Raw genomic sequence first — 20,767 nt, 5'->3', positions numbered from 1 at the left:
AAAAATTGAATAAAAATGTATATCTTGTAACCTTCCATAATGCGTTAAATTATGGTGCTGTATTACAATGTGTTGCTTTATATAAAGCTATTAACAGAATGGCTAATTGCCAGATTATTGATTATAGATCACCTGCTATAGAACGAAGATATAAGATATTTAGAAAGGGGGCACCTTTTAAGGATATCTTAAAGTCGGCATTGCTATTAAATAATACAAGAAAAAAAAGAAGACAGTTTGAGGAGTTTATACTAGGAAATGCATCTCTTACTGGTAAATACAACTGTTATGATGAATTATGTAAAGAGCATTGGAAGAAAACAGATATATTTATTGTTGGTAGCGATCAAGTATGGAATTTCGATATTACGCATAATGATCCGGCCTTTTTTCTTGATTTCGCTCCAACAGTTTCTAAATGTGTATCTTATGCCGCAAGCCTTGGAAAAGAAGTAGATGACAGATTAGTTTTGGCTTTGAACGACAAAGAAAGAAGCATATCCAGCGTTTCAATAAGAGAACAGTCAGCTGTGGATAAACTTTCTAGTCTGGGGATTACTTGCCAACAAAATATAGATCCTGTTTTTTTACTTACAAGAGAAGAGTGGGCAAGAATTTCTAAAAGTTCAGAAGTTGAATTGAATAAGAAATATGTTTTGATTTATGCTCTTCAGAAATCAAAAAAATTAATTGAAAACGCATTTGAGTATGCAAATCAAAATAATCTAGATGTAATTATGATATCAACAGGATTACGACGGGATTATAATTGTGAGTATGTTAGTAATTGTAGCCCGGAAGAGTTTGTAAGATTGTTTTTTAAGGCGACGGCAATATTCACTAATTCATTTCATGGGATAGCTTTTTCAATTGTGGCCAATAATACATTTTTTTATGAATTGCAAGGAATTGAAAAGGGTAAAGAAAGCAGGAATAGCAGACTTAATGATTTAATAACTATGTTTGGATTACAGGATAGAAACTTGAATGCTATAAAGAAAATAGATGATTGTGAGAAAATTGATTATTCTACAATTAACAACATAATTGATGATGAAAGAAAGAAATCGTTTGAATATTTGAAAAGGGTAATATGCGAATAGGGACTGGTATGTTAGAAATTAAAAAATATAATTTCATGTATGCTTATAAAAAACTTCCGATACAAATGAAGGCTAGTCTTTGGTTTGTATTAAGTACAGTTTTATTAAAAGGAATATCATTTATTACAGTACCTATATTTACTCGTTTGATGGATGCCGATCAATATGGAATTTACAATGTTTATCTTACATGGTGTGAAATATTTACAGTTGTAGGAACTTTTGGCTTTGAGTCATGCGCATATATGTGTGTGTTAACCAAATTTAATATTAAAGACAGAGACGAGGCTGAATCGTCACTACTCGAGCTGGCATTTTTTTTGACAACAAGTTTGCTACTTGTTTTTTGGGTTGCTGGTAATCAGATATCTAAATGGATCGGATTACCTAAAAATATAATTATGTTAATGTGTGTGCAGATATACTTTATTCCAGCTGTAAACTTTTGGTCTGTAAAAAACAGATTTCAATATAAATATAAAAGTTTAGTTTTTGTATCGATTTCTATGGCTGTGGCTAATGCTGTACTGGGTATTTTATTTTTGAAGAATTTTTTTGTCAGGAATCAAGCAATTGGTAGAATTTTTTCAATAATAATTGTTCAAGCAGTATATGGTATAGCTTTACTAAACATTTTGCTTAAAGAAAAAAAGATAAGTATATCCATAAAATATTGGAAATGGGCACTAAAGCTTCATTTGCCATTATTGCCACATACACTTTCTCTTAAAATTCTAGCTGGTGCTGATAAGATAATGATTAATACATTAATAGGTGCTACAGCAACTGCTCTTTATAGTGTTTCGTATTCTGTTGCTGTTGTGGTTAATCTTATAAAGACTAGTATCATAGATGCTATAAGACCATGGATATATACGTGTTTAAGAGATAATAAAACTGATAATGTAAAAAATGTAATGAATGGATTGCTTGTATTTGTGTCTGCTTTAACACTAGTATTTGTAGCATTTGCACCTGAAGTAATAAAAATCGTTGCACCAATAAATTATTATGAGGCTATATATTGTATGCCGCCTGTTATGATAAGTTCCTTTTTTACTTTCCTTTACAGTACATTTTCGATAATTGAAATGTATTATGAAGAAACAAAAAAAGTAATGGTTGCATCTATTTCAGCTGCAATATTGAATGTTATATTAAATGCATTTCTTATCCCGCGTTATGGGTATATTGCGGCTGCTTTCACAACTCTAATATGCTATATTTTTCTTGCTGTATTTCATTTCTTTATGGCAGAAAAAGTCCTAAGACAACATAATATATCAATAGGGCTGTTTGATGGGAAGATGATTACTGGAATTAGTTTATTTCTACTAATATCTTTAGGTACGTTTGAATATTTATATACGAAAATAATTATGAGATACATTTTTATTATAGTTATTCTACTAATAATATTTGTAAAACGTAAGTATTTTATTAATCTTTTAAAAATAATACGAAAAAAGTGATTTGATTAGTGTTAAACAAAGATGATTGTAAAGATTGATAAAGAATTTGTAATTTCTTATTGGGAAAAATTTTAGCAAAGATGATAAGAGAACGAAAAAATGAGATTAAATAGAAGTGCTAAAAAAGAATGCTGTGGCTGCAGGGCATGTGAACAAATATGTCCTAAGAAAGCTATAGTCATGCAAAAAGATAAAGAAGGATTTGCTTATCCAATCATAAACGAAGCATTATGTGTAAACTGTGGATTATGTCTTAAAGCATGTTCTTTTAATGAACACAATTTAAGACATAATAGTGATGATCAAAAATATTATTGGGTTATTAATAAGAATTCTGAAGATAGAAAGCGAAGTAGAAGTGGAGGCTTTTTCTTTGTTTTAGCACAATGGATGATTAAACAGGGCGGAATTGTTTATGGTTGCATTCTTGATGAGAATAATTATGTAAGGCATATTAGAGCATTAGATATAGAAACATGCAAAAAAATGCAAGGCTCTAAATATGTTGAAAGTGATATCTCTGGAATTTATTCACTAGTAAAAAAAGATTTAGAGAACAGGAAGAAAGTATTGTTTTGTGGTACTGCGTGCCAAGTATCTGGACTCTATGGATTTATGAATAAAAGTGATATTAGCAATTTATACACAATAGACATTGTTTGTCATGGAGTGTGTTCATCAGCATTGTTAAATGATTATTTATTGTTTTGGGAAAAGAAAAAAGGTGGTAAGATAACGGAATTCAATTTTAGAGATAAAACTATTGATGGCTGGGATAGTCATGTTGAGAGTTTTGTAATTAAGAATAAAAAGTATTATAGAAATAATTACACTAAAATTTTTTATTCAAATAATGCTTTGCGACCTAGCTGTTATAATTGCAAATTTGCAAAAATGGAACGAGTAGGTGATTTTACATTGGCAGATTTTTGGGGGGTGAAAAAATATTATCCGGAATTAAATGACAATAAGGGAATATCTTCAATATTTTTAAATACTACAAAGGCGAAAACATTATTTGATAAAATCACAGATTATATTTATTTTGGAGAAGTTTCTAAAGAAAGTATTATACAAAAAAATTTATATGAACCATCGAAAATGGGTGAAATGAGAGATGATTTTTGGGAAATGTATTCAAAAAAAGGCTTTAGTAGTATCCTTAAAAAATATGGAGGATATGATATTTTAAGAAGATTAAATTGGGCGTTGAAAAGACTGATATAATACATTCCTATTATTATACAGTTCATTTTATTTGTTTTTATGAATATTATGAATGAATTTCTGGTCTGTTGATTTAACACAATTTATTTAACATAGGTTCATTTAAGATAATTGATATTTTTAACTAGAAGACAAACATTATTTTTGTGATTATAGCATCTAAACTGTTGTAAATTATTTTTGCAAAGGAATACGGATTAGGTGAAAGAAGAATAGTTATGAGATTTATAGGGAGGTGCAGTGATAGGAGATTCAAGTGAGAATAATAAATGTTATTTATTTATTTTTCTTTTTTATTTATTGCTATTTCAGAACCCATTATCACATATTATTGGGCTAACCAAATATATTGATGAAATAATTGCGATAGTTGCTATTTTGCTAAAAATGCACGAATTAAAGGCTAAAAAGTTTGTCATACGTACAAATAGGGATGGTTTTATTGGCCTTCTTTCTATTTTTGTTTTAATGGGAGTGTGTGGCAATATAAAATATGAATATCAACCTTTTTTTAGTGTTGCAATTCCAGATGTATTTTTATGCGTAAAGTTTTGGATGGCGATTTATACAAGCAAATATCTATTCACCAACTTTAACATAGAAAAATGTTCACAAAAACTGTTTATTTGGTGTGTTAAAGTGCCTACATTTTTGTTCCTGATATTGTATATATTAGATAATTTTATACATATTTATCCGGATAATATTCGATATGGTATAAGAGCAACACATTTATTTTATTCATCCCCTACTGGATTCGTTGCTGCCTGCGCATTTTTGATATCTATCTTGATGATAATTCGACCTTATATAGATAAATATTACTTATATTTAGTATTATTACTATTACTAATGTGTTCTTCCTTGAGGAGCAAAGCATTTGTGGCTGCAACAGTATTTGTTTTAATTCAATATTTTGTTTATAAAAAGGATAAAAAAATTGATTATAAAACGATTTTGCTTTTTTTACCGCTAGTTGTTTTCATTACATGGGATCAAATAGAGTTTTATTATTTTAGTGATATTCAAGATGATTCAGCAAGATTTCAATTGTTGGTGACATCAATTGAGATAGCGAAAAATGCATTTCCCCTTGGTAGCGGATTTGGGACTTTTGGTTCATATATGTCGGCTATAAATTATTCGCCCATATATTATATATATGGATTATCAAATATACATGGGTTGATTGAGGGTGAAACTTTTTTTGCTTCAGATAGTTTTTGGCCTATGATACTTGGCCAAACCGGGGTCATAGGCTTGGTTTGTGTAATTATCATAGTTGTAAGAATGTTCAAAATGATTCAAAGACTGAGAGAATTCGATAGATCATTTTATACATGTGGTTTGATATGTTTATCATATTTGCTTATTAGTTCGACAGCTGAGTCGGCATTTGTAAATCCAATGGCAATACCGCTGGCAATAATGCTGGGAATAATTTATGGTAAATTAGAGAAATTCGAACGAGAGTGATTTTGATGCATAAATGAATGCGGAAGATGATGCCGAAGATTAGACTTGAAAAAATGAACAATGCTTTTTGAATTATATTGATTTAATGGAGTTATGGTAATTGGTTTTAGTGGACGGAGCATACGATGATTGACTTTCATACGCATATACTGCCTGGAATTGATGATGGCAGTAAAGATATGAATATGACTAAGAAAATGATCCGCATGGAACTTGAGCAGGGTGTTGATAGAATTGTATTTACACCGCATTTTTATGCAGATAATGATGATCTTGCTAGGTTTCTTTCCAGAAGACGAGAATCTTATGAACAGCTAGTCGAGTCGTTATCTGAAGATACTGATTTTGAGGAAATTGATATTTCTGAATTTAAACTTGGTGCGGAAGTGTTATATTTTCCGGGGATAGGAAGTTCAAGATGTCTTACTGATTTGTGTGTTGAGGATACGAGAGTTCTCCTCTTGGAGATGCCCTTTAGGAAATGGACTAGAGATGTTTACGGAGAAGTGAGGGATATAGTCGAAAAGCAACACCTTACGGTGGTACTTGTTCACATCGAGCGCTTCAGACATTATCAAAAAGATCTTTCGGTTTGGAACGAAGTTTTAGAACTTCCAGTTATTTCACAGGTAAATACGGAGTGTTTTCTTTCATGGAAATCACGCCGTTTTGCATATAAATTCATTAAAGAAGGACATGATATCCTTCTTGGAACTGATGCTCATAATGTTTCTTCAAGGCCTGTTAATATGGCGGAGGGCCGCACTGCTCTTAAGAAGAAATTTGGAGAAGGCATCTTAACTGAGATTGATCAGCTTTCGGATAAGTTATGGAGGAATGATGAATCGTAAACAATTCAAGTTAATATTGGAATTGTCGGCTGTTGTATTAGCGTTGATTCTTTTCTTCGTAGGAATAAGTAAGCTAGAGGACATTGTTGAATACCACTCAATGGCTGATTATGACGAGGATGACGAGGACGATGAGATAACGCTTAATGAAGGCGAACTTTTGATAAATGGTAAGGTATGCAGATATGATGCAGCAGTTAGGAACTATCTCATAATCGGAACTGATATATCGGGAACCTACGGAGAGGAAAATCCATCTGAGTATAGAGGTAATATGGCAGATGTGCTGCTTTTGGTGGTACTGAACCGATCAGATAATAATTATGCAGTTCTTGAGATTGACCGTAACACGGTTATGAAGGTTCCTATGATGAATTCAGATGGAACTGTAAATGCCAGATCTATGATGCAGATATGTACAGCGCATTGGTATGGCGGAGATCCTAAGATGAGTAGTGAAAATACTGTAAATGCAGTATCAGAGCTTTTAGGAGGACTTCCGATAGATGGTTATTACGAACTCAACATGGATTCAATTGAGCAGCTTAATCATGCTATTGGCGGTGTAACTGTTACAGTTGAAGGTGACTTTAGTGAGGTTGATCCCACACTTATCGAGGGACAGGAGATAACCCTTAACGATAAGCAGGCATATAACTATATTCACGCCAGAATGGAAGTTGGTGATGGCACCAATGAAGCAAGAATGGCAAGGCAGGAAGCTTATATAAAATCATTTCTGAATAAACTCATGGAGAGATCAGAAGAGGATAAGACCTTTCCCAATGAGATATATAAGGAAATGAAGGAAGTTGCTGTGACTGATATGTCAGGTAATGACTTCTCAAGGGTTCTTAACAGAGTAAGCAGAGGAGAGAACCTCGGCACAATCTCCTTCGAAGGTGAACATGTTATTGGACAATTAATTAATGATGATGTTGATCATCAGGAATTTTATATAGATGATGATTCCTATTATAAGGTGATGGATAAGCTGTTTCAGCTAAGTCCGTTAAATGAGTAGTTGTAGTTAGTAGAGGAGTAAAAATGGAAAAGAAACATATTGAGAAAAAGGCTCTTGAAGGATTGAGCATTGAAAAAAAGCAGGATGGAATAGAGATTGATTTGTTTGAACTTTTGAACTATTTCAGAACGAAGCTTGTTCTTATTATTGCAGCTTTTATTCTTGGTTCTGTAATAGCTGGCTCGTATACATACTTCTTGGTTGAACCATTATATACTGCGACATCCAAGATTTATGTGGTTTCAGCTTCAACAGATACCATGGTTAATTTAACAGATCTTAACCTTGGAACAGGGCTTTCTTCAGACTATGAACAGGTTCTTACGATTAGACCTATTTTTAATCAGGTTATAAAGGATCTTGATCTTGACTATACATATGATCAACTTATAGGAATGGTTAAGATTGCAGTTATTAAGAATACCAGAATTATGACTATAAGCGTTACAAGTACCGACCCTAATGAGGCTGAGGCAATTGCTAATGATATTGCAAAGCAGGCTGAGATTCAGATTCCCAAGCTTATGGATACTCCCAAGCCTCACATTATTGAGCCTGCAATTGTACCTATGTATAAGAGTTCGCCCAGCTTCTCTAAGAATATCATGATGGGAGCTTTAGCTGCTACCGCACTTGTACTTGGAATTCTGACAGTAATATTCGTACTTCAGGATACTGTAAATTCCGGTGATGATATAGAGAGAATGTTTGGTAGTCTCCCTCTTGCAGTTATCCCTGAGGGTGACCTTGGAACCCTTGCAGAAGGAAGCGATTCTTATGCAGGTAAAAAGGTTAGAACAATGAAAAATAGTGGTTCACGAAAGGAGAAAAAGATTTCATGAGCACTTTGATTTTAAATAATAATCCTGAACTCCCATATGCAATGGAGGAGGCACTTAACTCTCTTCGTATTAATATCGGATTTCTTGGAAATGATGTAAAGAAAATAATGATCGTATCATCAACCCCCAATGAGGGCAAGAGCTTTGTTGCTATGCAGCTTTACAGACAATTTGTTCAGACAGGAATAAAAACCGCGCTTATTGATGCTGATATGAGAAAGTCTACATTAGTGGCAAAGTATGGAATGGAGCTAGCTGATGGAGGAATGATTAAGGGAACCAGCTCAGTTCTTGCTGGAGACTGTGACTTTAAGGATGCTTTTTATAAGACATCCTTTGATAATGGTTTTATTCTTCCTAATGTTGAGAATGTTGTTAATCCCTCAATGCTTCTTGAGAATAAGAGATTTGAGGAACTTCTAAATTATGCAGGGGAGAACTTTAGATATACATTTGTGGATTCATCACCTCTTGACCTTGTATCAGATGGTGAGCGTATTGGTTCACTTTGTGATGGAGCAATCCTTGTTGTCAGAAGCGGAGTGACCTCGAAATCAATGGTAAGACATTCCGCTATGCAGCTTGAGAGAGCCGGTTGCCCGCTTCTTGGAGTTGTTCTCAACAGAATGGGCAGCTCTAAGGGTAAGTACTATTACAACAAGAGAAACAGCAGATATTATACAGCAAGCAGGTAAAAGTGAATTAAGGCTTTCGTGGAATGGAGTTACCTATGGCGAAAGCTGTAGTTACTCATATATTTATTCGAACCTTTGCAATAGCATTGGCGACGAAAGGAGGAGGAAAATGGTTAAAGTTATGAAAAAAGTCCTTGCATCTGCTCTCGCGGCTGCGCTTCTTGTTTCAACACCTGTTCATGCTGCGCCGTCACCTGATACAGGCAACGTTACTATAAATCAGGATAATGCTAAAGTTGATGTACCTGCAGAGAATCCTGATCTGAACGAAAATGTTGATACCAAAGATGATGGTACTGCTGCCTTTGTATCTATCGACACAAAGGATAAGACCGTAAGGGTGCCTGGTACCGTAACTGTTAATGGTGTTGAGTACAAAGTTACAGAGATTAAGGCTGAAGCATTCAAGGATGCCAAGAAGGCAACAAAGATTGTTGTTTCTTCAAATGTTACAACAATTGACAAGAAGGCATTCTCAAAAGCCAAGAAGCTTAAGACAATTAAGTTTAATTGCAAGAAGAGCATCAAAGTAAAGAAGGGCGCTTTCAAGGGCCTTGACACCAAGAAGATGACCATTAAGGTCACCAAGAAGATGTCAAAGAAGCAGTTTAAGAAGTTCAAGAAGGCACTTGAGAAGGCAGGATTTAAAGGAACTATTAAACAGTAAGTTGAAGGCAGAATTTGCAGATTGCAAAGGCCGGGGGCTAAGGTGCGCACTGTAGCGCACCCCGGGTCCCAGGTCAGAGTTTGGAGTATAGTGTTATGAATCGTTCTAATGTATCAGCGTCTTTTGACGTAGTTCATATGATATTGGATATCTTTTTCCAATGTGCTGCACTTGGGGGGACCGTTCTTGCCTGGGGGTCATTGGTGAGACCGGAGCAGTGGAAAAGTATAATATCAATGTTTTTTATTTTTGTACTAATTTTTATTATTTCAAACAGAGCAGCGAACATTTATAACAACACTTTGTTTTTCTATACAGACAGAGTGATTAAGAGGGAAAGTGTGTCATTTTTCTTTGCTTTCCTAAGTGGGTTTCTTACATATAAATTTAGCCTCTTAGAATCTATTGATCACAGATTCTTTGTTAGATTTCTGATGGTTTCCTACATGGTAATGTCGCTGGAGATTTTGTTTTTCTTAAAGATAATTGACAGGATTATAAACAGAAAGCATATTCCCAGATGTATCTATGTGGGAAGTAAGGCTTCTTACAACAAATTCAGATATTTCCTTAACAAGACTCCACTTACAGTCAATGAGATTGGCTATGTGAGCTTTGATGAGGAATCTGAGTCTCTTGAGTACATCGGCTGCCTTAAGGACCTTGAAAAGATTATTAGAAAATATAATATTGATCAGGTTTTCATAATGCAGAAGCGCGATGTGGATATTGCATATATCCAGAATTACATCGACCTGTGTATCAGAATGGGTGTTACCTGCAGAGTTGTAGTTGATATTTACAGAAGAAGAAAGGCATTTTCCTACAACAGCAGTATAGGAACCTATCCTATCATGACTTACCATACGGTATGCATGAATACATGGGAAGCAGCACTCAAGAGAATTTTTGACATTGTGTTTGCAATAATAGGTATTGTTCTTTCGTCACCTATTATGATAATCACAGCAATTGCAATTAAACTTGATTCTCCGGGACCCGCTATTTTCAAGCAGGTCAGAGTGGGTAAAAACGGAAGACATTTCAAAATCTGGAAATTCAGAAGTATGTATGTTGATGCCGAGGCTCGTAAGGCTGAACTTCAGGCTATGAATGAAGTTGGCGACGGTATGATGTTCAAGATCAAAGATGATCCCAGAATTACAAGAGTTGGCAAGTTCATAAGAAAGACAAGCATTGATGAGCTTCCGCAGTTTTTTAATGTTCTTGCAGGTTCCATGAGTTTTGTGGGAACAAGACCGCCGACCCTGGATGAGGTTGAGAAATATACAACCGACCAGTGGAGGAGAATCAGTATTAAACCCGGTATTACCGGTATGTGGCAGAGTAGTGGCAGAAGTAATATTACCGATTTTGATAAGGTAGTAGGACTTGATGTTGATTATATTGATAACTGGACACCGTTTATAGATATAAGAATACTTTTCAGAACTGTGTCTGAGTTATTTAAATTAAACGGTTCGTATTAAGTAGGAGCAGATATGAAAATCGCAATGATCGGGCATAAGAGAATACCGTCCAGAGAAGGAGGAGTGGAAATCGTAGTCGAGGAACTTGCTACAAGACTTGTTCAGATGGGACACTCAGTTACAGCATATAACCGCATGGGAAATAACGTTGCTGATAAGAATGCAGATAAAGAGGCTCATAAGCTTAAAAAGTATAAGGGAATTCGTATAGTTCATGTACCGACTCCTGGCTTAAAGTCATTAAATGCTGTTGTTTATTCTTTCATTGCTACGATCGGAGCGCTTCTTGGTAATTACGATGTTATTCATTACCATGCTGAGGGACCGAGTGCGATGCTACTTATTCCACATATGTTTGGAATAAGAACGATTGCAACAATTCATGGTCTTGACTGGCAGAGAGCGAAGTGGGGCGGCTTCGCAACAAGATACTTAAAGTTCGGTGAGTGGGTTGCTGCAAGATATGCTGATGAGGTTATTGTTTTGTCACGTAACGTTCAGCAGTATTTCCTTGATAAATACAACAGACAGACCATATATATTCCAAACGGAGTTAATCAGACAGAGTTCAAGGCGCCTAATAAGATTGCAAATAAATTTGGACTTGAGAAGGAAAAATATATTTTATATCTGGGCAGAATCGTTCCTGAGAAGGGCATCACATATCTTCTTGAAGCTTTTTCTAAGGTGGATACAGATATGAAGCTCGTTATAGCAGGCGGCGCCAGTCACTCTGGTGATTATATCGAGCAGGTAAGACAGATGGCAGCTAAGGACCCCAGAGTAGTAATGACAGGATTTGTTCAGGGTGATACTCTGACTGAGCTTTTCAGTAACTGCTATATGTATGTTCTTCCCAGTGATATTGAGGGTATGCCCATAAGTCTTCTTGAAGCCATGAGCTTTGGAAGAAGATGTCTTGCAAGTGATATTCCTGAGAACAAGGAAGCATGTTGTGAGTATGCGCAGTACTTTAAAAAGTCCGATGTTGAGGATTTGAGAAGAATGCTGAAGGAGAGTATTGAGCATCCTGAGATTTACCATTCATATGGTGAGATAACATTTTATTGCTATAAGAGATTTAACTGGAATAAAGTTACCGGTGCGAGCGCAAAGCTTTACATCGATACGATTCTGAATGTTGAGCGGATCAAGAATATTTGATCCGCTTATTTTTTATTGTAAAAGTCTTTTATTATATTCATTGGAAATAACTGATTCATCTATATTACCAGGTGAGAGAATAAGATCAAGGATACGTGCAATCAGCTGATTTATTGATATTTTTTCTTCGCCCTTTTTATAAATTGATCCGGCTTTTTTCCTGATATCTGAAGGCAGCTCTGATACATCGATATTAAAATAGATTCCGATTCCAACTACAATAAACTGGATATCTCCAGTATCAAAGTCAGAGACAGCTTCTGTTAAAATTCCGCAGATCTTTTTATCCTCAAGTAAAATGTCATTTATATTCTTGATTGACGGAGTAAATCCTGTTAATTCTTCAATTGCCCTGCATACACTAAGAACAGAAAAGGGTGTAAATAGCTTTGAATTCTTAATTGAGAATTCTTCCGGACGCATAATAAGGCTCATGTAAATTCCACCCTTAGGAGAGGAGAAAGAAAGCCTTTTATGTCCGGTTCCGCCGGTCTGCTGCGCAGCGATGATCACTGTGCCGTGTGGTGCATCAAAAGTGGCTTCGCTCTTTGCAGTTTTATTAGTTGATTCAAGAGAGTCGTGGACCAAAATAAGATCCGGATCTATCGAAGTTTGTGAGTGCTTTAGAATCTCAGAAACACTGATTTTATCAGCTTTTCCAGATAAAGAATAACCCCTGCGGGATGCGGCCTCTATCTGAAAGCCGTCTCTTCGCAGGGATTCTATTGCTTTCCAGACACTGTTTCTTGAAATGTTAAGCTTGGTAGCTATGGCTTCTCCTGATGAGAATTTTCCACTGTTTTCTTCAAGATAGCTAAGCACCATTTCTTTTGTGTCCGGCATATTATTTTTCCTTTGTCTGTCAGTTTAGTATTGGCGATAAACGCTTTTTGAGTTCGGGACCGACAATGGCTACAATTATTATCTTCAAAATTGCGGTAGGGATGAACGGCAATACACATGCGGTAAGCCCTGCCAGAAATGTAGTTTTGGAAGCTATCATAAACCAAACGGTTCCGAATACATAGTTTATTGTAGCACCAATTACAAGACAAAGCACGATAGGAAAGTAATACATAATCTTATTGGTTTTATCACTCTTATGACTAAGCTTAATGCCAAGTTCGTCGCCAAGGCCTGCTGTAAGGGATAAAACAGGGAAGGATACAAGGAATCCACCTGTTAATCCAAGAAGTACGCCGATTCCGCCTTTAAAGCCTGAAAAAACAGGAAGACCTACTGCTCCGATAAGGAGATATAAAAGTGTCGCATAGGTACCTCTTTTTTTGCCAATAACGATTCCTGCAAGAGGAATGATAAGTGTTTGCAGTGTCATGGGAACGCCAGCCGGCATGGGAATGGATATCTGCGATAAAACGCATATGATTGCGGCAAAGGCGGCGATAAAACATAGATCCTTTACTGAAGTAGATTGTTTGGTTTCAAGTATTTGTGCTCGGGTATTACTCATTTTAGATCCTTCTTTCATATTATAATTGTCACCCTATAAGATTATAATATTAAGGTGACAATGATAGAATAGGATGAATTGTTTGAATTGTCAACCACAATTACACATACAGGGTGACAATTGCTAAACACAATATATAGGATATATAACGTAACAAACACTATATAATGTATTTTTACGTGGCCATTCCTACATTTTATTTAAAGAAATTTGAAATATACTGTTAATTTGATTAAAATAGACTGAAAATAGTGACAAATTTAAAACGAGACAATCATTTTCAAAATAAAACAAAAATAAATTGAAAATGTATTGACATTTTAACTAGGTCTTGATATTATCATATTACCAACAGACGAGCAGATAAATGCTCAGTAGTAGCAAAGGTAGCGTGTGCTTTACCTAAGTAAGAACAGAGTTTTATCTGTTTTGTGAATAGGGGTGAGATGAGGCGGCGTGTGCTTCACCAATTCGATCCTGCTATTCATTATTTTTCTAACGAATCAATTGGACTACATGAACGGCGAGTAATATGGATGCCGGTAGTCAAAAAAGATCATGATGCGCAACATGATTTTGGTTGGAAGATTCGTTGATATAAAAAAACAGAAAAGGAGAACAAGTCCATTGGAAATTCAGAACTAGAGGGCACTGATCGAAGGATCGGTGCCCATTTATTTTGCCCAAAATCAGAGTTCTTTCATATAAAAATAATTCTCTTTTTTGGCATGTTGCAAAAAAATCATGTTGCATTGCCCAAAAATATGGTGTATATTTCAAAACTATGATAAGCTCGAAATCGAGTTTCTACTAATTAATGTAAGAGGGGCACATTTAATGGCAACAAAGAAAAAGAACTTACTAATCGTTGAGTCACCTACAAAGGTGAAGGCAATTAAGAAATTCCTGGGCAATGGATACGAAGTGGCAGCAAGTAACGGACACGTTCGCGACCTTCCCAGAAGCCAGATGGGAATTGATGTTGAACATGATTTTGAACCTAAGTACATCACCATAAGAGGTAAGGGGGACGTACTTGCGGCTTTGAGAAAGGCAGCGAAAAACGCTGACCATATTTATCTCGCAACTGACCCTGACCGCGAGGGTGAAGCTATTTCATGGCATCTTATGACAGCACTTAAGCTTGAGAATGCCAAGGATCGTTTTTCAAGAGTGACATTTAACGAGATCACTCAGTCTGCTGTTAAGGAAGCTATGAAGCATCCCAGAGACATTGACATGAACCTTGTTGATGCTCAGCAGGCCAGACGAGTTCTCGACAGAATGGTTGGTTACCAGATATCACCACTCCTTTGGGAGAAGATTAAGAGAGGCCTCAGCGCGGGCCGTGTGCAGTCAGTTGCACTTAGAATTATTTGTGACAGAGAGGATGAGATCAATTCCTTCATTCCTCAGGAATACTGGTCACTTGATGCTACACTTAAGGTAAAGGGTGAGAAGAAGCCCATCGTAGCGCATTACTACGGAAAAGATGGCAAGAAAGCTGAGATAGCATCAAAGGCTGAGCTCGATGAGATTTTAAAGGACCTTAAGGGCAAAAAGTTTAAGATTTCAGAGATTAAGAAGGGCGAGCGTTCCAAGAAGGCTCCGCTTCCCTTTACAACATCAACACTTCAGCAGGAGGCTTCAAAGACTCTCAACTTCTCAACTCAGAAGACTATGAGAACAGCGCAGCAGCTCTATGAAGGAATCGACATGGGTAAGGCCGGAACAGTCGGACTTATTACCTACCTTCGTACAGATTCCACACGTATTTCTGATGAGGCACAGGCTTCAGTTGCTAAGTATATATCTGATGCATTCGGTGATGAGTATCTTGCTGAGAAGACACCCGGTGCTAAGGCAGGAGCTAAGATCCAGGATGCGCACGAAGCAATCAGACCTACTGATGTAAATAACACACCGGTTGCTGTTAAGGAATTCCTTAGCCGCGATCAGTTCCGTCTCTACCAGCTTATCTGGCGCAGATTCATGGCCAGCAGAATGGCAGCTGCCAAGTATGAGACAACTTCAGTAAAAATTGATGCTGGCGATCATCGTTTTACAGTCGCTGCATCCAGAACAATCTTCGACGGTTTCATGAACGTTTACACAGATGAAGATGATCAGATCGAGAAGAATACACTTGCAAAGAGAATAGATGAGAACTCAGAGCTTGAGCTTCAGGAGTTCGAGGAGAAGCAGCACTTTACACAGCCTGCACCTCACTACACAGAGGCTTCACTCGTTCACGATCTAGAGGCGCTTGGAATCGGAAGACCCAGTACCTATGCACCTACGATCACAACTATCCTTGCAAGACATTATATAACCAAGGAAAACAAGAATCTCTATGTGACAGAGCTTGGAGAAGCAGTTAACAAGATGATGAACGAGGCATTCCCTCAGATTGTTGACGTAAGCTTCACATCAAACATGGAGACACTTCTTGATGGCGTTGCAGAAGGTGACGTTAAGTGGAAGACAATCGTTGAGAACTTCTATCCTGATCTTGCCGATGCAGTTGAGAAGGCGCAGAAGGAGATAGAGAAAGTTGAAATCCAGGATGAGGCAACCGATGTAGTCTGCGAGAACTGCGGACGCAACATGGTAATCAAGTACGGACCTCACGGAAAGTTCCTTGCATGTCCCGGTTTCCCGGAGTGCAGAAATACAATGCCTTATTATGAAAAGACCGGCGTTTTCTGTCCTAAGTGTGGTAAGGATATCGTCCTTAAGAGAACCAGAAAGGGTCGTCTCTACTACGGATGTATTGATAATCCTGATTGTGACTTCATGGTATGGCAGAGACCTTCCAAGAAGGCATGTCCTAAGTGTGGCGGTCTGATGCTTATCAAGAATAACAAGCTTGTATGTAATGATCCTGAGTGTGGCAATATTATTGACCACAACAAGGAAGACGAAGAATAAAAATACATAAAATCACTTAAAAATACTAAAGCAGATGTGCGGATAAAAAGACGGCATCTGCTTTTTATATTGGTGTTCAGGTTTGAATAATATATATTGTATCAACTATTCATTAAATTTTAATTAAAAGATGTACAAATCTCTTTGATGTAGTCTATATTATATGTTACAATCGCATTAGTTGTAGTAGATTCATGTATTTTTGTTAACGTTTTCAGATAAAAGGAGAATTTTTTCATGAGTAGCGTACAGCTTTTGGACAAAACCAGAAAAATTGGTAAACTTCTACACAACAGTAATTCCGGCAAGGTGGTTTTTAATGACATTTGCTCGGTGTTATGTGAAATACTAAATTCTAACATGCTTGTTATAAGCAGAAAGGGAAAGGTTCTCGGAATAGGTGAGGCTAAGGCTGTTGACTCACTTGGCGAGATGCTTGTTGATGATGTGGGCAGCTTTATCGACCCGATGCTTAACGAGAGACTTCTTACGGTTTTGTCCACCAAAGAAAATGTCAATCTCGAAACACTTGGATTTGAAGACGTTGATATGAGAAGATATCAGGCAATTATCACACCTATTGAGATTGCCGGTGAAAGACTTGGAACTCTTTTTATCTATAAATGCGATGAACCCTATGACATTGACGACATAATTCTATGCGAATATGGCACAACAGTTGTTGGTCTTGAGATGCTAAGAGCTGTTAATGAGGAGAGTGCTGAGGAGAGCAGAAAGCTTGCAGTTGTAAAATCTGCCATTGGAACACTTTCATTCTCAGAGATGGAAGCTATCATTCATATATTCGATGAATTAAATGGCATGGAGGGCGTACTTGTAGCAAGTAAGATTGCTGACAGGGTTGGCATCACAAGAAGCGTTATCGTCAATGCTCTTAGAAAGTTTGAAAGTGCCGGAGTAATCGAATCCAGATCTTCAGGAATGAAGGGAACATATATCAAGGTTCTGAATGATGTGGTATTCGATGAAATCAAGAAATTAAAGTCTCAGATGTAAGGTATTTTGCGAAAATGCTTGAACATTCTGTGAACTGTCTAATATGATCCGGCTTATGCTCCGAAACATTATATAGGACGGTGGTGATGAAGGGATTTATCTTTTTTGGATAGATCCCTCATTTTTTAATAAGGACCTGATGAGAAAACTAATACTTGTATCAGCTCGGGTTAAAAAACACAATATAAAGTGTGTTTTTACCTCAAATCACTTGTAATTTGATAAATTTCATTTTAATATGTAAATAAGGGTTAAAAGGTTCATTATGTTTACCCACTTCGTTTGTTTACGGGGGAGAAAATATGATCAATAGCAATGCATTTGATTACATTAATGTACTGGATAAGACGGCAGATGCTTCATGGATAAGGAATGAGGTTCTGTCTAATAACCTTGCGAATGTAAATACGCCTAATTACAAGAGACAGGATGTTGCATTCGAAAGAGAGCTTGAGCGTGCGCTTGGTAATTCAAGGTATAAGACCATGGATGCTAAGGTTGCAGGACTTAAGATCAGCAGACTTAAGCCAAGACCTTATACAGACTATTCCAATTTCTCATACAGAATGGATGGCAATAACGTGGACATCGATACCGAGAACGTTACACTTGCAGCTAACCAGATCAAGTATCAGGGCGTTATGCTTGGTATCAAGTCAGAGTTTACCAACCTTCAGAATGCAATGAAAGGATAATGGGGTGTAGCTTATGATCAGTACTGGTAACATTTTTGATTCCTTTAACATTAATTCATCCGGAATGACTGCGGAGAGATTCCGCATGGATATAATCTCACAGAACATTGCCAATGCCAACACTACACGTGATGCTACAGGCGATGTTTATACGAGAAAAGTTGTAACCTTTTCTGAAAAGGGTATGCAGACACCTTTTTCAAAGATTCTCAATGAGAGACTTGACCACTACAGTGGACGAGGTGTTAAGGTGTCATCTGTTAAGGACGATACCTGGACGGATTATAAGATGGTATATGATCCGTCACATCCTGATGCAGACGAGTTCGGATATGTTACTTATCCGAATGTTGATATAGTGACAGAGATGACGAACCTTATTGATGCACAGAGAGGCTATGAAGCTAACGCTACAGCCTTTTCATCAAGTAAGTACCTGATGGGGCAGGGATTATCTATAGCTCAGGGTTAAGAGAACTTAGTAAGAGCATAACTTCCTTGTTAAAAGTTTAAGGGGGATATAAATGGCAGATATTGATATCAGTCAGATCAGAAATGTACATTCAACTGCTATAAGAAATGCAGAGAAGGCTAATTCAAGAGTTTCCAATCCTCTTGGGGACAGATTTGGAAATGACGGATCCTTCACCAATTTTTTTACCAGAGCAGTTGAGAATATAAATACGACAAATGCTTATCTGTCCGATGCTGAGAACGAAGAGATCAAGTGGTCTCTTGGCGAGACAGATAATACACACGATCTGGCTATTGCACTGCAGAAGGCTGAGACAGCGCTGCAGTACACCATTGCGGTTCGTGATAAAATGCTTGCTGCATACAAAGAAATAATGCAGATGCAGATTTAGTAATTAAAGCCTTCTTCCCAAGGAAGAAGGTGTCAGCGAAGCTGACGGATGAGGGGTCTTTTTAGAAGTTTTGGGAGGAGTTTAGTATGCGAGAACGTCTTTTGGGACTCAGGGACAGGGTTCTTGAGTGGTGGAATCGTTTTACAATCAGACAGAAGACGCTTATAGGGGCAGGACTTGCTGCCGTGGCCTTTACGGTTATCATTTTGGTCACGGTGTTTAATCAGCCTCAGTATGTACCGATTGCTACAGCAGATTCGCTCAAACAATCCAATGAGATTATTGAGCTTTTTGATGAAAATGGTATCAGATACAGGATGTCAGATGATGCGCTTAAATTCGACGTTTTGGCGGAGGATAAGACCAGTGCATCTCTTTTGCTTGCAACAAACAATATTCAGGCAGAGCCTTATAGCATTGACAATGTAACAAACGGAAGCTTTTCAACCACAGAATCAGATAAACAGAAGAAATACATAGCTTATCTTGAGGATAAGCTGGGACATGACTTTTCAGAACGATTCGATGCAATCGACAGTGCCAAGGTTGAGCTTCATATACCTACAAATGATGGAACGCTTTTATCTAAAAACGAAGAGTCTTCAGCAAGTATTTTCCTGAGATTAAAGGATCCTGAAGCTTTCACCGAGGATAATGCAGCATACCTTGCCAAGGCTACGGCAACTATACTTGGTAACAACACCACTGAGAAGATTACTATTATGGACAGTGAAGGTAACATGCTGTTCTCAGGCTCAGAGGATACATCCGCTGCAGGACTTGCAAGCACACAGCTCACTGCTAAGACCAAGGCAGAAGCTCAGATAAGAAATGAGATAATAAGAGTCCTTCGTGGAACAAAGCTCTACAACGAGATCGAGGTGGCAAGTAACCTCGTACTTGATTTTTCAAATATAAAGAAAACAACTCATACCTATACACCGGCTGAAGGCCAGACACAGGGTGTACTTAGTCATGAGGACAGCTATAACGCTAACAATGTAAACGGAACAAGCGGTATTCCCGGAACAGATACCAATAACGATGATGAGACCTCATACATGCTGCAGGATAATGAGAATTCATCATCTACAATTGAGGAAGAGTCCAAGGACTACCTGCCTAACGAGGAGATCACAACAGTTGATACACCTTCAGGTAAGGTTAATTACGAAGAATCCTCAATCTCCGTAACAGCCACAACCTATGTGGTTTATAACGAAGATAATTATAATCCTTCTGATCACAACGATATGACCTGGAAGGAATTCAAGGAGAATACCGGAGTTACTCAGACAGAGGTTTCTGAGGACACTATCAATATTGTAGCTAAGGCTTCAGGTATTTCAGCAGCCAATATTTCAATGACTGCTTATAACCAGCCTGAATTCTTTGATGCAGAGCCTAAGGGAATTACCTTTGCAGACCTGTTGCAGCTCATTCTTATTCTGCTTATTCTTGGCCTTCTCGGATTCGTTATCTGGAGAAGTATCACAACCAGGAAGGAAGAGATTGAGATTGAGGAGCAGGAGGAGGAGGTTCTTCCTGAGGAGCTTTCAGTTGAGGAGCTTCTTGAGTCTCAGCCCGAAGAATTCCTGGAGGATGAGGACAGTCTTGCTGATATCACTATGGAGGAGAGCAGCGAGACCATGAAGCTTATTGAGAAATTTATTGAGGAGAACCCTGAAGCTGCTGCGATTCTTCTTCGCAACTGGCTTAAGGAGGACTACGAGCTATAATTTTACCTGAGTAGATAGAAATACACAGAGGGGAGTA

General features: G+C 37.2%; 19 protein-coding genes. 17 read left to right on the top strand and 2 right to left on the bottom strand.

The genetic code is table 11. The annotated features are described in order from the left end of the window. Positions 1-5 precede the first annotated feature (5 nt). The 11 genes from G601_RS0116730 to G601_RS23825 all read left to right on the top strand — a co-directional run bounded on the left by G601_RS0116730 (position 6) and on the right by G601_RS23825 (position 12,011). A complete protein-coding gene (locus tag G601_RS0116730) occupies positions 6-1,103 on the top strand; it encodes a polysaccharide pyruvyl transferase family protein (RefSeq protein ID WP_026666024.1) in 1,098 nt (365 codons plus the stop codon). Further along, on the top strand, positions 1,094-2,575 hold the full coding sequence (locus G601_RS0116725; protein ID WP_026666023.1) for a lipopolysaccharide biosynthesis protein: 1,482 nt from the start codon (positions 1,094-1,096) through the stop codon (positions 2,573-2,575). The genes G601_RS0116730 and G601_RS0116725 overlap by 10 nt, the downstream gene beginning before the upstream one ends. A gap of 99 nt (positions 2,576-2,674) precedes the next feature. After that, a complete protein-coding gene (locus tag G601_RS0116720; RefSeq protein ID WP_026666022.1) occupies positions 2,675-3,802 on the top strand; it encodes a Coenzyme F420 hydrogenase/dehydrogenase, beta subunit C-terminal domain in 1,128 nt (375 codons plus the stop codon). Positions 3,803-4,042: 240 nt separating this feature from the next. Continuing rightward, positions 4,043-5,278, top strand: coding sequence for an O-antigen ligase family protein (locus G601_RS0116715; RefSeq protein WP_026490878.1), 1,236 nt, complete (start codon positions 4,043-4,045; stop codon positions 5,276-5,278). Between the two features lie 125 nt (positions 5,279-5,403). Beyond that, entirely contained in the window at positions 5,404-6,129 is a 726-nt protein-coding gene (locus tag G601_RS0116710; RefSeq protein WP_026490877.1) for a CpsB/CapC family capsule biosynthesis tyrosine phosphatase, read from the top strand. After that, entirely contained in the window at positions 6,119-7,153 is a 1,035-nt protein-coding gene (locus G601_RS25330; protein ID WP_026490876.1) for an LCP family protein, read from the top strand. The genes G601_RS0116710 and G601_RS25330 overlap by 11 nt, the downstream gene beginning before the upstream one ends. Positions 7,154-7,176: 23 nt before the next feature. Then, positions 7,177-7,995, top strand: coding sequence for a YveK family protein (locus G601_RS23835; RefSeq protein WP_051200549.1), 819 nt, complete (start codon positions 7,177-7,179; stop codon positions 7,993-7,995). Beyond that, complete coding sequence (locus G601_RS23830; RefSeq protein WP_051200547.1) at positions 7,992-8,690, top strand: CpsD/CapB family tyrosine-protein kinase; 699 nt, start codon at positions 7,992-7,994, stop codon at positions 8,688-8,690. Before G601_RS23835 ends, G601_RS23830 begins: the two co-directional genes overlap by 4 nt. 109 nt (positions 8,691-8,799) lie before the next feature. Then, complete coding sequence (locus G601_RS0116690; protein WP_026490875.1) at positions 8,800-9,357, top strand: leucine-rich repeat protein; 558 nt, start codon at positions 8,800-8,802, stop codon at positions 9,355-9,357. A 95-nt stretch (positions 9,358-9,452) separates the two neighbouring features. Beyond that, positions 9,453-10,847, top strand: coding sequence for a sugar transferase (locus G601_RS0116685; RefSeq protein ID WP_026490874.1), 1,395 nt, complete (start codon positions 9,453-9,455; stop codon positions 10,845-10,847). 12 nt (positions 10,848-10,859) lie between these two features. Beyond that, a complete protein-coding gene (locus G601_RS23825; RefSeq protein ID WP_051200543.1) occupies positions 10,860-12,011 on the top strand; it encodes a glycosyltransferase family 4 protein in 1,152 nt (383 codons plus the stop codon). 12 nt (positions 12,012-12,023) lie between these two features. Here G601_RS23825 and G601_RS23820 read toward each other — a convergent pair whose 3' ends face one another. Both G601_RS23820 and G601_RS0116670 read right to left on the bottom strand, forming a co-directional pair. Then, positions 12,024-12,854: a biotin--[acetyl-CoA-carboxylase] ligase gene (locus G601_RS23820; protein ID WP_051205968.1), complete on the bottom strand. Its 831-nt coding sequence runs from the start codon at positions 12,852-12,854 to the stop codon at positions 12,024-12,026. Positions 12,855-12,873: 19 nt separating this feature from the next. Beyond that, on the bottom strand, positions 12,874-13,482 hold the full coding sequence (locus G601_RS0116670) for a biotin transporter BioY (protein WP_051205967.1): 609 nt from the start codon (positions 13,480-13,482) through the stop codon (positions 12,874-12,876). 837 nt (positions 13,483-14,319) lie between these two features. Between G601_RS0116670 and topA the strand changes: the two genes are divergently transcribed. The 6 genes from topA to G601_RS0116635 all read left to right on the top strand — a co-directional run bounded on the left by topA (position 14,320) and on the right by G601_RS0116635 (position 20,730). Further along, positions 14,320-16,413: a type I DNA topoisomerase gene (gene topA, locus G601_RS0116660; RefSeq protein ID WP_026666020.1), complete on the top strand. Its 2,094-nt coding sequence runs from the start codon at positions 14,320-14,322 to the stop codon at positions 16,411-16,413. Positions 16,414-16,650: 237 nt separating this feature from the next. Then, positions 16,651-17,430 (top strand): GTP-sensing pleiotropic transcriptional regulator CodY, encoded by a 780-nt coding sequence (gene codY / locus G601_RS0116655; protein ID WP_026490870.1) that lies wholly within the window; start codon positions 16,651-16,653, stop codon positions 17,428-17,430. A 302-nt stretch (positions 17,431-17,732) separates the two neighbouring features. Continuing rightward, the gene (flgB, locus tag G601_RS0116650) at positions 17,733-18,125 is read left to right on the top strand and encodes a flagellar basal body rod protein FlgB (protein WP_026490869.1); all 393 of its coding nucleotides are present in this window, start codon (positions 17,733-17,735) and stop codon (positions 18,123-18,125) included. 13 nt (positions 18,126-18,138) lie between these two features. Continuing rightward, on the top strand, positions 18,139-18,597 hold the full coding sequence (flgC, locus tag G601_RS0116645) for a flagellar basal body rod protein FlgC (protein ID WP_026490868.1): 459 nt from the start codon (positions 18,139-18,141) through the stop codon (positions 18,595-18,597). A 52-nt stretch (positions 18,598-18,649) separates the two neighbouring features. Continuing rightward, complete coding sequence (gene fliE, locus G601_RS0116640) at positions 18,650-18,991, top strand: flagellar hook-basal body complex protein FliE (protein WP_026666019.1); 342 nt, start codon at positions 18,650-18,652, stop codon at positions 18,989-18,991. Between the two features lie 86 nt (positions 18,992-19,077). Then, positions 19,078-20,730 (top strand): flagellar M-ring protein FliF C-terminal domain-containing protein, encoded by a 1,653-nt coding sequence (locus tag G601_RS0116635; protein WP_026490866.1) that lies wholly within the window; start codon positions 19,078-19,080, stop codon positions 20,728-20,730. Positions 20,731-20,767: the final 37 nt, after the last annotated feature.

This window comes from Butyrivibrio sp. FC2001 (genome assembly GCF_000424125.1).
Classification (GTDB): domain Bacteria; phylum Bacillota; class Clostridia; order Lachnospirales; family Lachnospiraceae; genus Butyrivibrio.
The sequence above is the reverse complement of the archived record's forward strand: the minus strand, read 5'-3'. Positions and strand labels throughout refer to the sequence as shown.